Below are 16,254 nucleotides of genomic sequence, written 5' to 3'. Positions count from 1 at the left end.
GCCGGGAAAACCCCGTCCAGCCATCTTACTGTCTCGGTTTTGATTATTAATCCTGCTATTCTGAATGAACTATCCATGAAAAACGAATAATGAGGGTGCATGGACTCTGTCGATTTGTTCAGAATTTTTCTCAGGGTGGCGGATAACGGCAGCTTTGTCCGTGCGGCAGAATCACTCAATCGTCCTGCCTCCACCGTTTCTGCCGCCATTCAGGCGCTGGAATCGCGGTTAGGTGCGCGCTTGTTTCACCGCACGACCCGCAGCGTATCCCTGACCATTGACGGTCATGCGTTTTACCCGCGCTGTCAGGCTGCTGTTCAGAACATGGATGAGACAGAGAATCTGTTCAGGGAAAACGGCCGCGACGTCACGGGGTCTATTCGGGTTGACGTTCCCGGACGCGTCGGTAGCCATCTTATTATTCCCGCTATGCCCGCCTTTTATCAGCAGTATCCCGGCATCAGAATTGAACTTGGCGTAACCGATCGCAACGTTAACCTTGCCGAAGAAGGGGTGGACTGTGCCCTGCGGGTGGGGCCGCTGGACAACTCCGGCATGGTGGCGAAGTGTCTGGGATATCTCAGCATCATTAATGTCGCGTCAGCAGCTTACCTTGCCACTTACGGACAGCCGCAATCCCCTGAAAAACTGAACCAACATTATTTGATTGGCTATGCATCACCGACATCTGGCCGGAAAGAGCTGATGGAATGGGTGGACAAGGGGGAGGTGAAACGAACAGAAGTGAACAGCATGCTTACCGTCAACAGCGCAGAAGCCAGCATTGCTGCCTGCGTTGCCGGATTGGGTATCCTGCAGATCCCTGCCTATGATGTTCATACTTATCTGGCCAATGACGTCTTGTACGAAGTGATGCCGGAGTGTCGACCTCAGGCGTTGCCGGTGAATATTTTGTATCCTCACCGGCGACATCTTTCCCGGTCAGTACGGGCGTTTACGGAGTGGCTGACGCCGCTGCTGCAGGAAAAAATGCAGCTTAGCCAGAAGGGAGGATGATCCCGATAACGCCCATCCTGGAGCACATGCCTAAATTGACCTTTTTGCCACAATCCGCATTTCCACAAGAGCATTTTCTGGAATAAATTCTGCTACGCCGATGGCAGACCATGCCGGATAGGGCGCCTTTACGTACTCATCTTTTACTTTAGAAAAAGCGGCGATGTGTTTTTTAAGATCGATATGAAAAGTGGTCATCTCCAGTATGTTTTCATAGCTTAAACCGGCGGCTTTTAAGTACACGCCAAGCTTATAAAACGCATCATGGAACTGTTCTTCAGGATCCTTACTTATCGGTTTGTCCTTGCGTGCGGCGGTAACGCCTGAAAGATACACTGTGCCATCTGCTTCGATGACCGGTGAGAAGTGCCAGTCATTAAAGTAGTGTTGAAATTCTGCAGGAACGATCGATTTTTTCATGATGTTTACTCAGGTTGATGACGTTATCCATGCCAGCACGTTTAAAACCGGGTTGCCAGAAAACTGGCCGCAAGACATGTAAGCATATTTTGGCTGCAATACAAATCCGGAACTGATATACTGTATGTAATTACAGTATGAGGGGCGCATCATGGCGGTTGAAACAAAATATGTTGTTGTAAGAAAAGGTGAAGAGAAAATGACATTTGCCAGTAAGAAAGAGGCTGACGCGCACGACAAACTGCTCGACATGGCAGACGCGTTCACCGACTGGCTGCTGCAAAGCGGACTGCAGATGGATGAAACACAGGCTGAAAATCTGGGGCTGTATCTCGCCGAGCAGAAAGAGACCGTGCAGCATATTCTGCGTACCAGCAAACTGCCCGATCTCAACGCTGTAACCGATAAAACTGAATCTGATGAAGCGGGCAGTAAAAAAATCAGAGCCGTGAAAGCAGCCTGACAGGGACAATAACGGTGGAAAAAACAGTCGAGATACTGCAATACGTCGTACACCAGGGCGCCGGTGGCGCCTTTCACACCCTGACTGCTACGTCCTGGCCCGGGCGATTAATTTTCTCTCATTTCACAGCACCTCAACCACTTCAAATTCTTCTGCGATCAACTCCATATCTTCAGAAAAATAACCTTCTCGGGTGAAAAATCGCTGATGCTCTTTCTGCCAGTATTCAAGGCTTAAATCGCCTTCACCTTCTTTACGGGCAAACGCCTCAGTCACATCACAAAAACGCACCAGTCGCATTGAAACCAGCCGGGTTACACAGACCGGAACATTCTGACCATCAAGAATAATGTTATAGCTCCCAATCTTCGGGGCCGGGTCTTCCTGCTGATAAGAGGCAAAAGATCCGCAGGAAGCGGTTTTGATCCCTTTTTTAATCAGGTCTGCAAGCTCGCTGGCCAGTTCCGGGCTGTCGCCCATTTGCCAGGCACCGGCGCCTGGATACTTCACTTTTAATTTCTCAACCGCAAACATGACAAGCCCTTTTTATATGCAGGTCTGATGAATAATGATTACGATATAATAAAAACGTCTTTATTTCAGACTGTACAGAGTCTCTCCATACGTAAGGCGACAAATATGAAATCCAGGAGTGCGTTAGTTTTAGACGAGCTCAGATCCAAATTACGTCCTGCATCGGTGGCACAAGTGGGCGGTTTTCGTCCCCCGGCAGACCCCCTTACATCCTGGTTTTTGAACGGTGTCGCTCTTCCCGGTGAAGGATTACCACTCTGGAAGGGGCAGCCGATGTTTCCGCTTCTTCAGATTCGTATAGATGAACTTCCCGTTATCCCTGAGCAACTGAAGGACGTCGCACTTCTGGTGCTCTTTCACAATATTGAAAGCCATCCATTTGATAAACCTCATGGTGAAGGTTGGCTCATACGCGAATATGCCACCCTTGAAGGGCTTGAGTTATTGCCTGCAACAGACACGCCTTATCGCGCATTTCCGGTTCGATGGTTGGGCGTCAATGATGATGCGCCGGGATGGGAGGATGCCTGGGATATTATTGACCTTTCTGACGTCAACGATGATCAGGAGGCAAGTGACCGCCTCCATGATGATTTTAAACGCTACAGGGGAACCAAGGTCGGAGGATACCCGATGGAGATACAACATGGCGCGGGGATAGAAGACTTTGTCTTTCAGGTGGGATCAGAGGAAAAGGTCAACTGGATGTGGGCGGATAATGGTATCGGCTATTTTCATAAATCACCGGAGGGACTCTGGACGTTTTCGTGTCAGTTTTACTGAGCATACGTCATCACAATTCCAGGAATGACCCATGCCCGACCATTTCTGCGACTCACTCTCTCGACTTATCCGCCTCAGCATTTATGCTGATGTTCAGCCTCTTTGCTTCCATAGTCAGCATCTTTTGGGCCAGCGCCATATCGCCACCGTGCACGTTATCTATCAGATGTTGTATAAGCGACATCATCAGGAAATGCTTATTCGCAGGAGAGAAATCTGTCATGTCGATGCCGTTATCCTTCAATTGAAGATGTGCTGTAGACTCGGTATCTTCAATGATTTCAGCAACTTTCTCATTCATTATGTTGATTTGCGCAAAGACAACACGGTTTATCATTTCAATCTGTTCAGGTGTGAAATTCTGTTCCATCCTAATCCCTCATTAGCGTACCGAACTCAGACAATTTACGATGCTGATTAATAATACTGAACAGCCCGACGATTAAACAGTTGCTTATCTTCCTCACCTGAACTTATCGCACACAGCCAACCTTCACCACCCACGCCCGTACCCGCAGCGTGTTACAATGCCTCACTTTCATCATCTACACGACAGGGAAGCGATGATAAATAAAATTCTGGTCAGTGCATGCCTGATGGGGTTTAGGGTGCGTTACAACGGCAGCGAAAAAGCGAAGGCGATGGCGCAACTCTCCCGCTGGCAAGCGGAGCAGCGGTTAGTGATCCACTGCCCTGAACTGGCTGCCGGGTTGCCGGTGCCCCGACCACCAGCAGAGATTTTGTCGGCCGACGGTCGGGATGTCATGCGCGGGCAGGCCAGAATCATTGAGAATACGGGCCAGGATGTCACAGAGCACTATCAGCTTGCCGCCTGGCTGGCGCTACGTACCGCACAGGAGCATGGCTGTCGCGCGGCGCTGCTCACGGATGGCAGCCCAACCTGCGGGAGCCAGCATATCTACGATGGTTCTTTTACCGGCGTGCGCAACACGGGGATAGGTGTCGCGGCAGCATTACTCGCTGAACATGGGATCGCGGTATTCTCAGAAACGCAGCTTCCCGAATTGATGCGCTGGATTGACGAAAGAGAAAGGCCCGTATGCTGAACGCGAATGAACAAGCCTGACGTCTTAACCAGAGTAAGAGAGTCGATATCCACTTCCCACACGGAGAACGCGCGCAAACCCTTGTGGCCCGATATGCATTCCCGCAACGAGCAGATTCTCCCTGACCGCGCGTTCCAGCACCTCTTTACGCGTTGCTTCGGCCTGTGCAGGATCCGCGTCAAAGGCGATGCAAACCTCCGGCAGGGCAGACTGTATATGCGGGTAGTGGACAATATCTCCCCATATCAGTAAGTCCTTGTCATGCGAGTGAATGAGAAACCCGGTATGTCCGGGCGTGTGGCCGGGTAACCAGACCGGCAGGATCCCTTCGGCAACACTGTTCTCATCAAAAAAACGCACCTGTTGACCACACGCCTGTAACGTCTGGCGCACGAGCCTGAAATTACGCGCTGTACGCGCATCGGCACTGTTTAGCGTGTTATCGTCCCACCAGTGTTCCGCTTCCAGAGGGTGAAGAAAAATATCTGCATGTTGATAGACAGGACGCTGTTCAGCATCCAGCAGACCACCAATATGGTCCGGATGACAGTGCGTTAATAAAACGGTATCCACCTCGTCAGGGTCCACGCCAACCGCGGCGAGATGGGTGATAAGGTCACCCCCCACGTTATTCACCCCACCTGCACCAGCGTCAACCAGAATAATTCTCCCCCGGCCCCGGATGAGGTAGCCATTGATGTGAATATCACCGGGTTCCGCGACACCTGCATGCTCCTGGATTTCGTTTGCCGCCGCGTTTTCAATTCCTGAGAGCAAATCGAGACGAGCTGACAGAACGCCGTCACTGAGCGCGGTAATCTCAAAATCGCCAATCTGGCGTACCGGGAAGGTGGACTGAATCATCGCGTACTCCGCTGTTCTGATTGCGTATTGATGCCTGAACGCTGCAACTGCGGCGTCAGTGGTTCGTAGAGATAGACCTCAGGAAGAGTCGAAGCATGGACGGCAGTTTCACGAGGCAACACCCACGCAACACGACGTTCCGGGGAGCAATCCAGCCCCACGGCCTGCATGTCGATGGCCCGGTGTCCGGCAGGACTAACAAGCTGAGTGCTTAACAGCAAAATTTGATCGCAGGAGAGAGCGGGCGCCGGATCTTCACAGGCATAGAGATTACGGTGCCAGTCAGTTATGCAGCTCTGCCAGCGAGAAAAATTACCGCCGCCTTTCAGACGGTACTCTTCGCTGTGCAAAACATCCGCGTTGGTAACGGTATGCAGGGCAAGATAAACCGGGCAGCCAGGCGTGATGGCCCGAAAACGCTGAGACGTCATAAATCCGGTCACGGAGAGAAGAGCGGGCAATTTCTCCTGACTATAAAACGTGTTCCACTCAGCTTCGCTTGGCGGATCGTTATACGAACATTCCACGATATAGAACATCACAACCTCTTCACTTAATGACTTTTCATCATGCTACAGGCTGTTTTTCGTGCATTAAATCGATACTATGTCATGGTTCAGTGACATTAACTCATCGACTGCGCAGATTACGCGCGGCCTCAGGACCAGGCTTAATGCGCAAAAAGATACCCAGTAGCGCCTCTTTGCAGGCTTTTGATGCCGCTGCCAGGCACGGTAATTTTGCCCGGGCTGCAGAGGAGCTCTTTCTGACGGAAGGGGCGATTAGCCGCCAGATTGCACGTCTGGAATCGCTGTTAAACTGCAAACTGTTTGACCGTACCGGGAGCCGCGTAAAGCTGAATCCTGCTGGCGCGCGCTATGCTCATCATGTACGTGAAACTCTTGAGCGGCTCGAAAGGGAGACTCAGGACATCATGGGCATGCAGGAGGGGATTCAGAGTCTGGATATTGCCGTGCTGCCGACGTTTTGCAGCCGTTGGCTCATTCCCCGCCTGAGCCGCTTTACCTCGCAGTTCCCTGAGATCTCAGTCAATCTTGCGGCCAGAACGGATCCGTTTATTTTGCCCGGGAGCGGCTTTGATGCCGTCGTTCATTTTCAACATCCCGCCTGGGCCGGGATGCGACTGCAGCCGTTGTTTGAGGAAAAACTGGTGCCGGTGTGTCATCCTGCACTGTTAATGGATAAGGAACCCGGTGAGCAACTCAATGCACTTGCGCGGATCCATCGCCGGCAGAATCCGGATGCGTGGCATCGCTATGCCCTGGAAAGCGGGATCAGGCTTGATAACCCGTCTCAGGGCGTACGGTACGATCTTCATGAAATGGCGATCGCTGCTGTGCTGGCAGGTCACGGCGTCGCATTGATACCACGCATGTATATCGAAAACGAACTACGCAGCGGCATGCTGGTTTCGCCATGGCCTGCCTCAGAAAGGTTAATTAAGACATTCTGTTTCATTAAACCGGCGGAAACGGGAATCAATGACGCGGCGTTAGTGACGTTTGAACGCTGGCTGCTGGCTGAAATCACTACGCCTGCCAGTCACTCAAGGTGAACCTCTGGTTTCGGCCGCTATCCTGTAAAGGGGAATTATGTCCTTACCACCACTCTATGCCCTGCGCGCCTTTGAAGTCGCTGCGCGAGTAAACTCCTTCAGTAAAGCCGCTGAAGTGCTCAATATTACGCCGGGCGCGGTCAGCAGACATGTCCGCACCCTTGAAATGTGGTTCGACTGTGAGTTGTTCAAACGGCAGGGGCCGAGAGTGGAGATCAGTGAGGCGGGGCGTGTTCTGGCCGGGCAGCTTCACGAAGGGTTCAGGAGCATCGAGTGGGCCTGTCGGGCTTTCAGAAGTGAAAACCACCTGCTGCGGCTGAAGGCACCGAGTACGCTCACCATGAGATGGTTGCTTAACGTCCTGCGATCGTTTCGTGAACATCATGAAAAACCCAACGTAGAAATAGCCAGCGTCTGGATGGACATCGATACCGTTGATTTCACGCGAGAGCCCTATGATTGCGCGATCCTGCTGGGCAACGGGCATTTTGGCGAGTCAACGGAGAGCCGATTGCTTTTCAGTGAATGGCTTATTCCGGTCTGTACCCCCGCTTTACGGGAATCTGCCCGAGAGCAACTTTCGCAGTGCGATCTGATCCATCCTTCCCCGGACAGACGCGACTGGCGGCGGTGGCTGAGAAGAACGGGGTTATTCCCCGGGCTTGATATGAGTCGCGGAGCGGTTTTCGACACCCTTGAACAGGGGAGTAGTGCTGCCATGAACGGCCATGGCGTCGCGATTGCCGACCTGCTGCTTTCGCTTGACGCGCTGAATAGCGGCCTGCTCGCGCTGCCTTTCAAAGAAGCCATCGCCACCGGGGACGGTTATTACATTGTCTGGCCGAAAAATTCACTCAGGAAAAAGAGTATTGAATGTCTGCTGGACTGGCTTAACCTGCATGCCCCGGTCATTCCTTCTCTCGATATCATCTGTCTGGAATACGACGAACATCGGCTGTAGTCATCAAAAGCAGGATATGCTACGGGCGTATCCTGCTCTATAAACTTCAGGCGTATGGAATATTTGCCATTTTTTTATACCTTTCCGGCAATGCGCCGTTCAGGTTGAGAAGTTTATCGAGAATAGCGATCGCAGGCCTATTGTTTGCACGCTCTGAATCTATTATTGCCGCACGTAATATAGTGGCAGCCGACGTGACGTTCTGAAAGTACGCCTCGGACTCGGGCGTTTGTAATTCACCTGAGAGGGCGTAACGCACCAGCGGCCATCCTGAAAAATCCAGCACGGGAAGGGGTTCCCCTTCTTTTGGCAGATTAGCGGCGAGCAGCGCCTCAGCTTGCATGGGGTCGCTGTGAGCGGCACACAGAATGTGAAGGCGATGTACAAAGGCCGCAAGGGTAACATCGTTCTCTTTTTCTGCTGACAGCGATTCCAGCAGTGCCGATAAATTGGCGCCGGATGAATATTCATCTAGTGAGACCAGCTTCATTAAATGAAATATAACGTCAAGCGTCATGTTTGCTCCCTGAACATTTATCAATTTTGAAGGATGATATTTCAGGGACGTCGCGTTTGAAAAACGACAAATAGTCAGAATCAATGTGAGTTTAACTCAACATCACAAAAGGCCCCGTCAGGGGCCCGATCTTGATTAACCACAACAGGATCAGAAGCGGTATTGCAGACCCGCGGTAATGGTATAGTTGCGGTTTGAAATACCGGCAGCGTCTCCGCCAATAGAGCCCGATTCGCCAGTATTGGTATCAATAATCTGCGTACCGCCTTTACCTTCTTCGTAACTGCTATAGGTAAATTCTGCGAACACTTTGGCGTTCGGCGTGACGTAATAACCTGCGTCAACGGACGCACCGTAGTAGCGGGAATCCGAGGTCTTCTCACGGAAGGTCAGATCGCGCATATAGTGCTCATCGTTGTCGTGCGCGCGTACCCAGTCACTGAATTTAAACAGGGCATTGAATTCAAAATCATTGAAACGGTACTGACCCGCCAGGCCAATGTACGGCATGGAGAAGCGCTGGCTGTAACCAATACCGCGTTCACCCGCCGGGAAATTCCCCTGATAGGTGCCGTTGTCGTAATTGTAAGAGCCACCGGTCGCCGTCCAGCTGAAGCGCGTTTCCTGATAACCTGCGGTTACGCCAGCTTTATAGTTATCGCCCTGGAAGATCCAGCCTTTAACGTTGAGATCGTATTCATTGGCGTAATTGACGTTGGTCGAAGGATGGGATGAATGGTCTGTCCAGGAGGATTGTTTTGCATTCATCCAGTCATAGTCATCCATATGACCCGAGCCTGATGCCAGAGACGTCCAGCCGCGGGCGTTCAGTGTCAAAAACGAGTAAGCATCCCAGGAAATATCGCCTTTAAGGATGGCGACATTTTTTATTTTCCAGTCGAGCTGGCTAATTTTTCTTCCTGTGACTTCGTCATAAACCATTTCATGGGATTTTCCGCTCAGCATCCCGGCAGAGGCTGAAACCGATAAACTTTCTGGTGAAAAATCCGGTATGCCTTGTGCGGATCCTGCATATACTGCCCCTGAAAACGCGGCCATCATCATTCCCGCAACAATATTTCTTGTCATTTTTATTTCCCTAAATTAAATTTAATCAATGCCTTGCAGACAAATCTTAAAAGTCATACAAATAAGAATCAACTGCCAGTTTTGGTATTTTTTTATTATTTGACCTAGGGAGTGATATTTAACTTTGGGCCGCCTGAAGGAGGCGGCCATTGGTTTAAAAAAGAATTACTGACCCGATGAAAAATAATAGTCACTGGCGGTTGAGAGCGTAACAAACGGGCCAGCCAGGGTTTTGTTGTGATGGGCAATAATGTCAGTTGCGGATAAAACGTCGTTATCCATGGTGGTATGTGCATCCGAAATTAGCACCGTTGCGAATCCTGACTCCGGCGCTGCCCGGCAGGTCGTATCTACACAAAACTCTGTTTTCATTCCGGCAACACCAGCAGCTTAACGCCTCGCTGATTGAGCAAAACCTGCAGCCCTGTATCGCGAAAACAGCTGGGATATCTTTTGGTGAAAACGGTATCCACTTCGTTATTGACGTCGAGTTCAGGTATCAGCTGCGTTAACGGGCTCTGCTCTGAGAAGGGGGGGTTGTCAGGGCCGATATGGCGAGCAAAAAAGATGGGCGCCTGAGCCTGCCGAGCACGTGCTATCAACAAACAAATATTGCTCAGAACGGTGTCTGCGGAACAGGGTGAGGCCGGGCCCCTGAAAAGACCCTGCTGCATATCGATAATTAATAGTGCATTCTCAGATAAAACCATGATGAGTCTCCATTCAGCATGTTATGAACGGAGAATTATTCCCCGTCCGATTTGGCGGGGAATGAGGTTCTGTTTTGTCAGATGCCGGTTACAGATACGCTCACGCCGCCGCAGATGCCGGTGGTGGTGAGGGTGGTTGTAGGCTGGGCTGACATAAACATATTTTGACCTATGCGTATTCGTAAGAAACGACTCATCTTTAATAACACCGGCTCAACCTGACCGTCAACATAAGTTATGAGCTGAATGAATACTGGCTGCAGGCGCGACGGATAAGCCGGATATTCAAACCGGCGCCAGTCGCGAGGCATATTTTACCTCGCAGGACGGATCCTGAACCAGATCGCATACATCGCCGGCAGGAACACCAGGGTGATGATCGTTCCGCCCAGCGTCCCGCCAATCAGCGTATAGGCCAGCGTCCCCCAGAATACGGAATGGGTCAGCGGTATGAATGCCAGCACCGCGGCCAGGGCTGTCAGTAACACCGGTCGTGCCCGCTGGACGGTTGCTTCGACCACCGCATCGAACGGGGCGAGACCTTCCTTCTGGTTATGCGTAATCTGCCCGATAAGGATCAACGTATTCCGCATAAGAATGCCCGAAAGCGCAATCAACCCGACAAGCGCATTGATACCAAAAGGCTGATTGAACAGCAGCAGTGTGGGGACCACGCCGACAAGGCCCAGCGGGGCAGTCAGAAAGACCATCACCATCGCCGAGAGAGATCGCACCTGCACAATGATGATCAGTAACGTCAGGGCAATCATTATCGGGAACAGCGGCACCATGGCCTGTGTGGCTTTACCCGATTCCTCAATCGATCCTGCCATCTCAATGCGGTATCCTGGCGGGAGCGTATCAATGATCGGTTTTAGCTGTTTCATGATCGCCACCGATACATCCGGTGGCTGAAGATTGTCGGCGATATCTCCGCGCACGGTAATGGTGGGCGTGCGGTCGCGACGACGCAGGAGCGGGTCTTCCATTTTGACCTCAATCTGACCGATTTGTGACAGCGGAACGCGCTGTCCCGTGCTGCCAACCAGGGTAAATCCTTCGATCTTCGCCGGATCCAGACGAATATCACCCGCAGCGCGTCCTGTAACCTGTACTGCACGAATATCTTCGCGCACGGCGGTAATCGGTACACCCGATAACAGGAACTGGAGCTGCTGAGCCACGCTATTTGAGGTCAAGCCAGTGGCCTGCAGACGGTTCTGATCCAGGGTGAAATGGAGAGTGGGAACCCGTGACCCCCAGTCGGTGTTGACGGTTCTCATCATCGGGCTGGCCTGCAGAACGCCTTTAACCTTATCGGCGATGTCGCGAAGCTTATCGACATCGGGCCCCATCACACGCCAGGCAACCGGGAAGGGGGAGTAGGGGCCAAACACCAGTTGCGTTACGCGCACGCGCGCTTCCGGCGCAAGTCCACTGGCGACCGCTTCCCGGAGCCGGAACTTGAGCGCCTCACGTGACGTCTGGCTGTCCGTCATCACCACGATTTTTGCAAAAGAGGGATCGGGTAATTCAGGTGCCATGGCCAGGTAAAAACGCGGTGAACCCTGCCCGACGTAGGCGGTCACGATGCTGGCCTCCGGCTGCTGTTTTAACCACGCTTCGATTTTCGCCGTTGCGGCGCTGGTCTGCTCAATGGCGGTGCCATAAGGCATCTGCACTTCCACCAGCACTTCCGGGCGGTCGGACGTAGGGAAAAATTGTTTTTTTACCAGTCCCATACCCAACACGGCCAGGGTAAAAATGAAGACCACGGAACCGGCCACGATCCACTTTCTGGCAATCACCCGGGCCAGCAGCTGGCGAAAACGGTTATAGCGCGGGGTGTTATAGATGGCGGCATGACCCCCTTCGACTTTGGCGATATCTGGCAGGATCTTAACGCCAAGATAGGGCGTGAACACCACCGCAACCAGCCAGGAGGCAATCAGGGCGATACCGACAATCCAGAACATATTGCTGGTGTATTCCCCGGCGGTCGACTGGGCGAACCCGTTTGGCATAAAGCCAATCGCCGTCACGAGGGTACCGGCCAGCATGGGGGCGGCGGTATGGCTCCAGGCGTAAGCGGAGGCCTTGATGCGATCGTAGCCTTCCTCCATTTTCACCACCATCATTTCAATGGCGATAATGGCATCGTCAACCAACAAACCCAGAGCAAGGATCAGCGAGCCCAGCGTTACGCGGTCAAAGTTTATCCCCGCCGCCTCCATCACCACGAAGACGACTGCCAGCGTCAGGGGAACCGCCGCCGCGACCACCACGCCCACGCGCCAGCCCATGCTGACAAAGCACACCACCATCACCACAAGCAGGGCGACGAAGAATTTGATCATAAATTCATCCACCGACGAGCGGATATTCACGGACTGATCGGTGACTTTGGTCAGGGTCATTCCCAGCGGCAGGTTCTCGTTGATCTTAACCGTTTCGGCATCCAGCGCTTTCCCCAGCGCCAGACCGTTCCAGCCTTCCCGCATCACAATACCTAACAGCAGCGCCGGTTCACGCTGGTTACGGATCTGCAGCGTCGGAGGATCTTCATAACCGCGTTCAACCGTTGCCACATCAGACAGCCTGAGCGTTTTACCCTGAGCGACCAGTGGCGTATCGCGGATTTTCTGCAACGTATCAAAAGCACCATCAAGGCGAATAAAGATCTGTGCACCCTGTGTTTCTATGGAGCCTGCTGGCGTGAGAACGTTCTGATTGTTCAGCGCGTTGAAAATATCCTGCGGCGCCAGCCCCATCGTCGCCAGACGGTCATGAGAAAGGGCGATGTAAATCCGCTCGGCCTGTTCGCCGATGATGTTCACTTTTTTGACGCCAGGCACATGCAGGAGTTGCTGGCGCAGGCTTTCAGCATCACGCACCAGCAGACGCTGTGGTTCGCCCTTTGCCTTCAGCGCAAAGAGGGCAAAGGTAACATCCGCAAACTCGTCATTGATCATCGGGCTCGTCACGCCTGCCGGGAGATTTTTGCTCTCATCGCCAAGCTTTTTGCGCGCCTGATAGAACTCTTCCTGCACCTCGGAGGGGGGCGTCATGTCCTGTAAGGAGAGGGTGATAAATGCCATGCCCGGGCGGGTATAGGTTTCAGTGCGGTCATACCACTTGAGTTCCTGGAGCCGTTTTTCCAGCGGTTCAGCAACCTGATCCTGCATTTCCTGTGCGGTTGCGCCGGGCCAGACGGTAATCACCGTCATTTGCTTTACCGTGAAGGGGGGATCTTCAGCCCGTCCTAATCCAAAGAAGGCGTAAATACCGGCAAGCGTCACCAGAATAATCAGAAACAACGTGACTGAGCGCTCGCGCACAGCAAGCGCTGAGAGGTTGAAGCGTCCGTCGCTCATGGCTGACTCCCCGCCAGAGCCGTACCGCGTTGTTCAGCCAGACGGACAGCTTCACCGTCATGCAGAAGATGCGCGCCCAACGCCACAATTTTCTCGCCCGGCTTGACGCCGCCCGTCACCTGCGCGGCATCATCGCTCACGCTCAGCACGTTGACGGGCTGCCACATCACTTTTGCGGGCTGCGCGGAGATCCGCCACACGCCGGGCCCTTTGCCTGCATCGTACAGAGATGCCAGAGGAACCTGCATTACCTGACGTTCAGCATTTTGTTCGATATGCAGGGTGACGGTCGCACCCAGCGGCGCGTTAGCCAGCGAGCCTTCCAGTACATAGCGTGCTTCATAGGTGCGGGTGGCGGTATCGGCTGCATCAGAGAGCAGGCGCAGTGTCGCGGTAACAGGCTGTGCCTCGCTGCCATAGCGGGTTGCCAGCGCTTCACTACCGACGGCAGGGCGCAATGTCTCTGGCAACTGGACGAGCGCCTCGCGTTGCCCTGAGCGGGCCAGTCTGATCACCGCCTGACCCGCACTGACCACCTGACCGGGTTCAGCAAGCGTCTCCATGACCACGCCGTCGGAATCGGCCAGCAGCACGGCATAGCCGGTCGCGTTTTGCGCCACGCTGGCCTGCGCACGGGCGGCACTGAGTTCAGCTCTGGCGGCATCCGCCGCCGCTTTTATCTGGTCGTACTCCGAGGCAGAGACAGCTCCTGTTGCCACCAGGCCGCGATAGCGCGCCTCATCGCTGGTGGCTTTTCTCGCCCGGGCCTGGGCGGCATCCACCGCCTGCTGCTGTGCTTGGGCCTGTAACTTCAGGTCAACGGGATCGAGGCGCATTAACGGCTGGCCCTGCTTAACGGTCTGCCCCGTATCAACAAGGCGTTCAAGGATTTTGCCCTGAACCCGGAAACCGAGATCGCTTTGCGTTCTGGCAACGACCACACCCGTAAACGCGCGGGACGCGTCGTTCGCCGGTTCAACGGAGGCGGATCTGACAAGCGGTGGCTGGGTGCGCGGATCGTCGGTGGCGGGGTTATCACCGCATGCCACCAGGGCGAAAGGGAGGAGACAAACGGCAAAACGGGCGGAATGAAGCCTGAGCATGGGGAAACCTTATCGTATCAAAGGACAGTTTCCGCATTCTCAGACTAGTGACCAATAAAGTCAATGGTCACAAATCAGGGGGCCAGGCTTCGTAAAATCAGGGAAGGGAGGAGGAGTGCTGCGGTCGGGGCGGTTTCGAGGTTATATTGCAACTGCACGGGGTTGATGAAAGGGCACATCACCATGTATATGGCGTAGGTCACCTCATCCAGGGGCGTTTTTCTTTCAAACTCCCCGCTTTGCCGGCCTTCAACAATGATGCTCTCAATCAGCTTCATCAGGCCATCGGTATACCGCTCGGTTGACGGCCACTTATCCCGCGCGGCAACGGCGGCGATATCATAAAGTTTACGATCGTGGAAAAAGAGCTCGCTGCCTGCCTCGGTTAACGCCCGGAAAAGACGGCGCATTTTTTCACTGGCCGACGGCGCGTCGGCAATGGCTGTTTCCACTGCCGTCATGATCAGCGCCAGGCGGTTAGCGCAGATAACCTCGCCAATTGCCTGTTTAGAATCAAAAAATTTATAGATATAGGCTTTTGAAAAACCGATGGATTTAGCCAGTTCTGCCACGGTGGTTTTTTCATAGCCATAATGGCCGAAGTGCTCAAACGCCGCTTCGACGATTTGCTCGCGGACAGAGTGATCAAGGGGACCACGCGTTGATGGGGTGTTCATATTTTTCGTCATTATTTCAGCTTAGCGCGACGGGCATCAGTTGACAACGGGTGACCATAGTGTGATTTGGTCACTCCTTTAATCATGTATTTTTCAGTGCTGTGAGCCAGAGTGTATCACTCTTTACCAAGAGTTATTGCAGGCGACAACCGGTTGATTTATTGCATTTTAAGCCAGTCGATAAAAAACTGGCTAAATGCTGTTACCTGTAGCGGCTGCAGTTTTCGCTGGGGATAGACAAACTGAAGTCCGACATCTTTGCGGTCAAAACGACTGAAGCCGGTGAAGCTATCGGCAAACAGCACCTTTAACCTTCCATTCCCGACATCGTCCTGGACATCCCACCATGATTTGCCCGCTATGCCTGCCCCGTTGAGGGCCCACTGGCGAAGTAACGCGCCGTCGTCACAGACCATAGCTGGCTCCACGCGAATCACGCGTTCCTTACCCTCAACCTCAAACCGCCATTCATTCATCACCACGCCTAAAGACTCCAGCGCCAGGCATCTATGGTCAGCCAGCGCCTCCAGCGAGGAGGGGGTACCATGTTGGTTAAGGTAAGTCTCCGACGCCACCAACACCCGGTGATTCGGGCGGATATGTTTGATGACCAGGCTGCTGTCCGGCAGATTGCCGAAGCGGATACTCATATCCAGCCGGTTAGCCACCAGATCCTCAATATGTTCTCTTAAGTAAACGAAGAAATTGACCTCGGGATGAAGGCGGGAAAACTCAACAATGGCGGGGCTAAGGTACTGCCTGCCAAAGTCTGAGGGCGCGGAAAGGCGAATGTTACCGCTGAGCACACCCTCTTTTTGCGTCAGTAACGACTCGGCGTGGCGCATCTCCTCCAGCACGCGCAGTGCCGCGTGGTAGAACGCCTCGCCAGCTTTAGTCAGCGTGATGGCGCGTGTGGAACGATGAAACAGGCGGGTCTTATAACGTTCTTCGATGGCTTTCAGGCGGGCGGTCATGGTGGCGGGTGAGAGTGACAAGCGACGTCCGGCAGCAGAAAGCCCGCCCGCTTCGGCCACTTCAACCAGCAATGTCATGTCTTCAAGCTTGCCCATTATTCATATTTTCCGAAAAGTGAATCTGA

Annotated in this window: 18 protein-coding genes and 1 pseudogene; 6 read left to right on the top strand and 13 right to left on the bottom strand. The window is 53.2% G+C overall.

Features of this window, described 5'->3' with window-relative positions; genetic code table 11:
* Nucleotides 1-99 precede the first annotated feature (99 nt).
* The gene (locus ACTJJI_RS21290) at nucleotides 100-1,017 is read left to right on the top strand and encodes a LysR family transcriptional regulator (protein ID WP_047362022.1); all 918 of its coding nucleotides are present in this window, start codon (nucleotides 100-102) and stop codon (nucleotides 1,015-1,017) included.
* Nucleotides 1,018-1,047: 30 nt separating this feature from the next.
* Here the strand turns inward: ACTJJI_RS21290 and ACTJJI_RS21285 are convergent, their stop codons facing one another.
* Nucleotides 1,048-1,437, bottom strand: a complete 390-nt coding sequence (locus ACTJJI_RS21285) for a RidA family protein (protein ID WP_083022056.1) — start codon at nucleotides 1,435-1,437, stop codon at nucleotides 1,048-1,050.
* Nucleotides 1,438-1,588: 151 nt separating this feature from the next.
* On the opposite strand from ACTJJI_RS21285, the gene ACTJJI_RS21280 reads away from it, so the two are divergent.
* Nucleotides 1,589-1,900 carry a YebG family protein gene (locus tag ACTJJI_RS21280; RefSeq protein WP_047023954.1) on the top strand — a complete coding sequence of 104 codons (312 nt, stop codon included), beginning with the start codon at nucleotides 1,589-1,591 and terminating at the stop codon, nucleotides 1,898-1,900.
* A 123-nt stretch (nucleotides 1,901-2,023) separates the two neighbouring features.
* Here ACTJJI_RS21280 and ACTJJI_RS21275 read toward each other — a convergent pair whose 3' ends face one another.
* Nucleotides 2,024-2,434, bottom strand: coding sequence for an ASCH domain-containing protein (locus ACTJJI_RS21275; protein ID WP_047023953.1), 411 nt, complete (start codon nucleotides 2,432-2,434; stop codon nucleotides 2,024-2,026).
* A gap of 105 nt (nucleotides 2,435-2,539) precedes the next feature.
* On the opposite strand from ACTJJI_RS21275, the gene ACTJJI_RS21270 reads away from it, so the two are divergent.
* Nucleotides 2,540-3,217, top strand: a complete 678-nt coding sequence (locus ACTJJI_RS21270; RefSeq protein WP_440655498.1) for a DUF1963 domain-containing protein — start codon at nucleotides 2,540-2,542, stop codon at nucleotides 3,215-3,217.
* Between the two features lie 52 nt (nucleotides 3,218-3,269).
* Here ACTJJI_RS21270 and ACTJJI_RS21265 read toward each other — a convergent pair whose 3' ends face one another.
* The gene (locus tag ACTJJI_RS21265; protein ID WP_047362019.1) at nucleotides 3,270-3,587 is read right to left on the bottom strand and encodes a hypothetical protein; all 318 of its coding nucleotides are present in this window, start codon (nucleotides 3,585-3,587) and stop codon (nucleotides 3,270-3,272) included.
* Nucleotides 3,588-3,780: 193 nt separating this feature from the next.
* Between ACTJJI_RS21265 and ACTJJI_RS21260 the strand changes: the two genes are divergently transcribed.
* The gene (locus tag ACTJJI_RS21260; RefSeq protein WP_047362018.1) at nucleotides 3,781-4,284 is read left to right on the top strand and encodes a DUF523 domain-containing protein; all 504 of its coding nucleotides are present in this window, start codon (nucleotides 3,781-3,783) and stop codon (nucleotides 4,282-4,284) included.
* 24 nt (nucleotides 4,285-4,308) lie between these two features.
* Here the strand turns inward: ACTJJI_RS21260 and ACTJJI_RS21255 are convergent, their stop codons facing one another.
* Both ACTJJI_RS21255 and ACTJJI_RS21250 read right to left on the bottom strand, forming a co-directional pair.
* Nucleotides 4,309-5,148 carry an MBL fold metallo-hydrolase gene (locus ACTJJI_RS21255; protein WP_047362017.1) on the bottom strand — a complete coding sequence of 280 codons (840 nt, stop codon included), beginning with the start codon at nucleotides 5,146-5,148 and terminating at the stop codon, nucleotides 4,309-4,311.
* The gene (locus tag ACTJJI_RS21250; protein WP_323282840.1) at nucleotides 5,145-5,687 is read right to left on the bottom strand and encodes a sugar ABC transporter; all 543 of its coding nucleotides are present in this window, start codon (nucleotides 5,685-5,687) and stop codon (nucleotides 5,145-5,147) included. The genes ACTJJI_RS21255 and ACTJJI_RS21250 overlap by 4 nt, the downstream gene beginning before the upstream one ends.
* 134 nt (nucleotides 5,688-5,821) lie before the next feature.
* Between ACTJJI_RS21250 and ACTJJI_RS21245 the strand changes: the two genes are divergently transcribed.
* Nucleotides 5,822-6,724: a LysR substrate-binding domain-containing protein gene (locus tag ACTJJI_RS21245; RefSeq protein WP_050859477.1), complete on the top strand. Its 903-nt coding sequence runs from the start codon at nucleotides 5,822-5,824 to the stop codon at nucleotides 6,722-6,724.
* A 37-nt stretch (nucleotides 6,725-6,761) separates the two neighbouring features.
* A complete protein-coding gene (locus ACTJJI_RS21240) occupies nucleotides 6,762-7,685 on the top strand; it encodes a LysR substrate-binding domain-containing protein (protein ID WP_063424677.1) in 924 nt (307 codons plus the stop codon).
* Between the two features lie 46 nt (nucleotides 7,686-7,731).
* On the opposite strand, the gene ACTJJI_RS21235 is transcribed toward ACTJJI_RS21240, so the two are convergent.
* The 8 genes and pseudogenes from ACTJJI_RS21235 to ACTJJI_RS21200 all read right to left on the bottom strand — a co-directional run bounded on the left by ACTJJI_RS21235 (nucleotide 7,732) and on the right by ACTJJI_RS21200 (nucleotide 16,225).
* Nucleotides 7,732-8,202 carry a hypothetical protein gene (locus tag ACTJJI_RS21235; RefSeq protein ID WP_014831797.1) on the bottom strand — a complete coding sequence of 157 codons (471 nt, stop codon included), beginning with the start codon at nucleotides 8,200-8,202 and terminating at the stop codon, nucleotides 7,732-7,734.
* Nucleotides 8,203-8,352: 150 nt separating this feature from the next.
* Nucleotides 8,353-9,291 (bottom strand): omptin family outer membrane protease, encoded by a 939-nt coding sequence (locus ACTJJI_RS21230; RefSeq protein WP_014831798.1) that lies wholly within the window; start codon nucleotides 9,289-9,291, stop codon nucleotides 8,353-8,355.
* 165 nt (nucleotides 9,292-9,456) lie between these two features.
* Nucleotides 9,457-10,001: pseudogene (locus tag ACTJJI_RS21225) on the bottom strand (cysteine hydrolase family protein).
* A gap of 77 nt (nucleotides 10,002-10,078) precedes the next feature.
* The gene (locus ACTJJI_RS21220) at nucleotides 10,079-10,312 is read right to left on the bottom strand and encodes a hypothetical protein (protein WP_063411804.1); all 234 of its coding nucleotides are present in this window, start codon (nucleotides 10,310-10,312) and stop codon (nucleotides 10,079-10,081) included.
* Between the two features lie 3 nt (nucleotides 10,313-10,315).
* The gene (locus tag ACTJJI_RS21215; RefSeq protein ID WP_440655497.1) at nucleotides 10,316-13,375 is read right to left on the bottom strand and encodes an efflux RND transporter permease subunit; all 3,060 of its coding nucleotides are present in this window, start codon (nucleotides 13,373-13,375) and stop codon (nucleotides 10,316-10,318) included.
* Entirely contained in the window at nucleotides 13,372-14,478 is a 1,107-nt protein-coding gene (locus ACTJJI_RS21210) for an efflux RND transporter periplasmic adaptor subunit (protein WP_083022051.1), read from the bottom strand. Before ACTJJI_RS21210 ends, ACTJJI_RS21215 begins: the two co-directional genes overlap by 4 nt.
* Before the next feature lie 74 nt (nucleotides 14,479-14,552).
* Nucleotides 14,553-15,167 carry a TetR/AcrR family transcriptional regulator gene (locus ACTJJI_RS21205; RefSeq protein WP_050859481.1) on the bottom strand — a complete coding sequence of 205 codons (615 nt, stop codon included), beginning with the start codon at nucleotides 15,165-15,167 and terminating at the stop codon, nucleotides 14,553-14,555.
* A gap of 146 nt (nucleotides 15,168-15,313) precedes the next feature.
* A complete protein-coding gene (locus ACTJJI_RS21200; RefSeq protein WP_440655496.1) occupies nucleotides 15,314-16,225 on the bottom strand; it encodes a LysR substrate-binding domain-containing protein in 912 nt (303 codons plus the stop codon).
* Between the last annotated feature and the right edge of the window lie 29 nt (nucleotides 16,226-16,254).

The sequence above is a fragment of the Enterobacter sp. 22466 genome (assembly GCF_052044775.1).
Lineage (GTDB): Bacteria > Pseudomonadota > Gammaproteobacteria > Enterobacterales > Enterobacteriaceae > Enterobacter > Enterobacter dissolvens.
Note: the sequence above shows the minus strand (reverse complement) of the source record. Positions and strands in the feature narration are given on the sequence as shown.

Coding starts and splice junctions, on each gene's coding strand:
- ACTJJI_RS21260 (WP_047362018.1), top strand. CDS start 3,781: ATGATAAATAAAATTCTGGTCAGTGCATGCCTGATGGGGTTTAGGGTG.
- ACTJJI_RS21275 (WP_047023953.1), bottom strand. CDS start 2,434: ATGTTTGCGGTTGAGAAATTAAAAGTGAAGTATCCAGGCGCCGGTGCC.
- ACTJJI_RS21270 (WP_440655498.1), top strand. CDS start 2,540: ATGAAATCCAGGAGTGCGTTAGTTTTAGACGAGCTCAGATCCAAATTA.
- ACTJJI_RS21265 (WP_047362019.1), bottom strand. CDS start 3,587: ATGGAACAGAATTTCACACCTGAACAGATTGAAATGATAAACCGTGTT.
- ACTJJI_RS21290 (WP_047362022.1), top strand. CDS start 100: ATGGACTCTGTCGATTTGTTCAGAATTTTTCTCAGGGTGGCGGATAAC.
- ACTJJI_RS21280 (WP_047023954.1), top strand. CDS start 1,589: ATGGCGGTTGAAACAAAATATGTTGTTGTAAGAAAAGGTGAAGAGAAA.
- ACTJJI_RS21255 (WP_047362017.1), bottom strand. CDS start 5,148: ATGATTCAGTCCACCTTCCCGGTACGCCAGATTGGCGATTTTGAGATT.
- ACTJJI_RS21235 (WP_014831797.1), bottom strand. CDS start 8,202: ATGACGCTTGACGTTATATTTCATTTAATGAAGCTGGTCTCACTAGAT.
- ACTJJI_RS21285 (WP_083022056.1), bottom strand. CDS start 1,437: ATGAAAAAATCGATCGTTCCTGCAGAATTTCAACACTACTTTAATGAC.
- ACTJJI_RS21215 (WP_440655497.1), bottom strand. CDS start 13,375: ATGAGCGACGGACGCTTCAACCTCTCAGCGCTTGCTGTGCGCGAGCGC.
- ACTJJI_RS21210 (WP_083022051.1), bottom strand. CDS start 14,478: ATGCTCAGGCTTCATTCCGCCCGTTTTGCCGTTTGTCTCCTCCCTTTC.
- ACTJJI_RS21240 (WP_063424677.1), top strand. CDS start 6,762: ATGTCCTTACCACCACTCTATGCCCTGCGCGCCTTTGAAGTCGCTGCG.
- ACTJJI_RS21250 (WP_323282840.1), bottom strand. CDS start 5,687: ATGTTCTATATCGTGGAATGTTCGTATAACGATCCGCCAAGCGAAGCT.
- ACTJJI_RS21200 (WP_440655496.1), bottom strand. CDS start 16,225: ATGGGCAAGCTTGAAGACATGACATTGCTGGTTGAAGTGGCCGAAGCG.
- ACTJJI_RS21230 (WP_014831798.1), bottom strand. CDS start 9,291: ATGACAAGAAATATTGTTGCGGGAATGATGATGGCCGCGTTTTCAGGG.
- ACTJJI_RS21245 (WP_050859477.1), top strand. CDS start 5,822: ATGCGCAAAAAGATACCCAGTAGCGCCTCTTTGCAGGCTTTTGATGCC.
- ACTJJI_RS21220 (WP_063411804.1), bottom strand. CDS start 10,312: ATGCCTCGCGACTGGCGCCGGTTTGAATATCCGGCTTATCCGTCGCGC.
- ACTJJI_RS21205 (WP_050859481.1), bottom strand. CDS start 15,167: ATGACGAAAAATATGAACACCCCATCAACGCGTGGTCCCCTTGATCAC.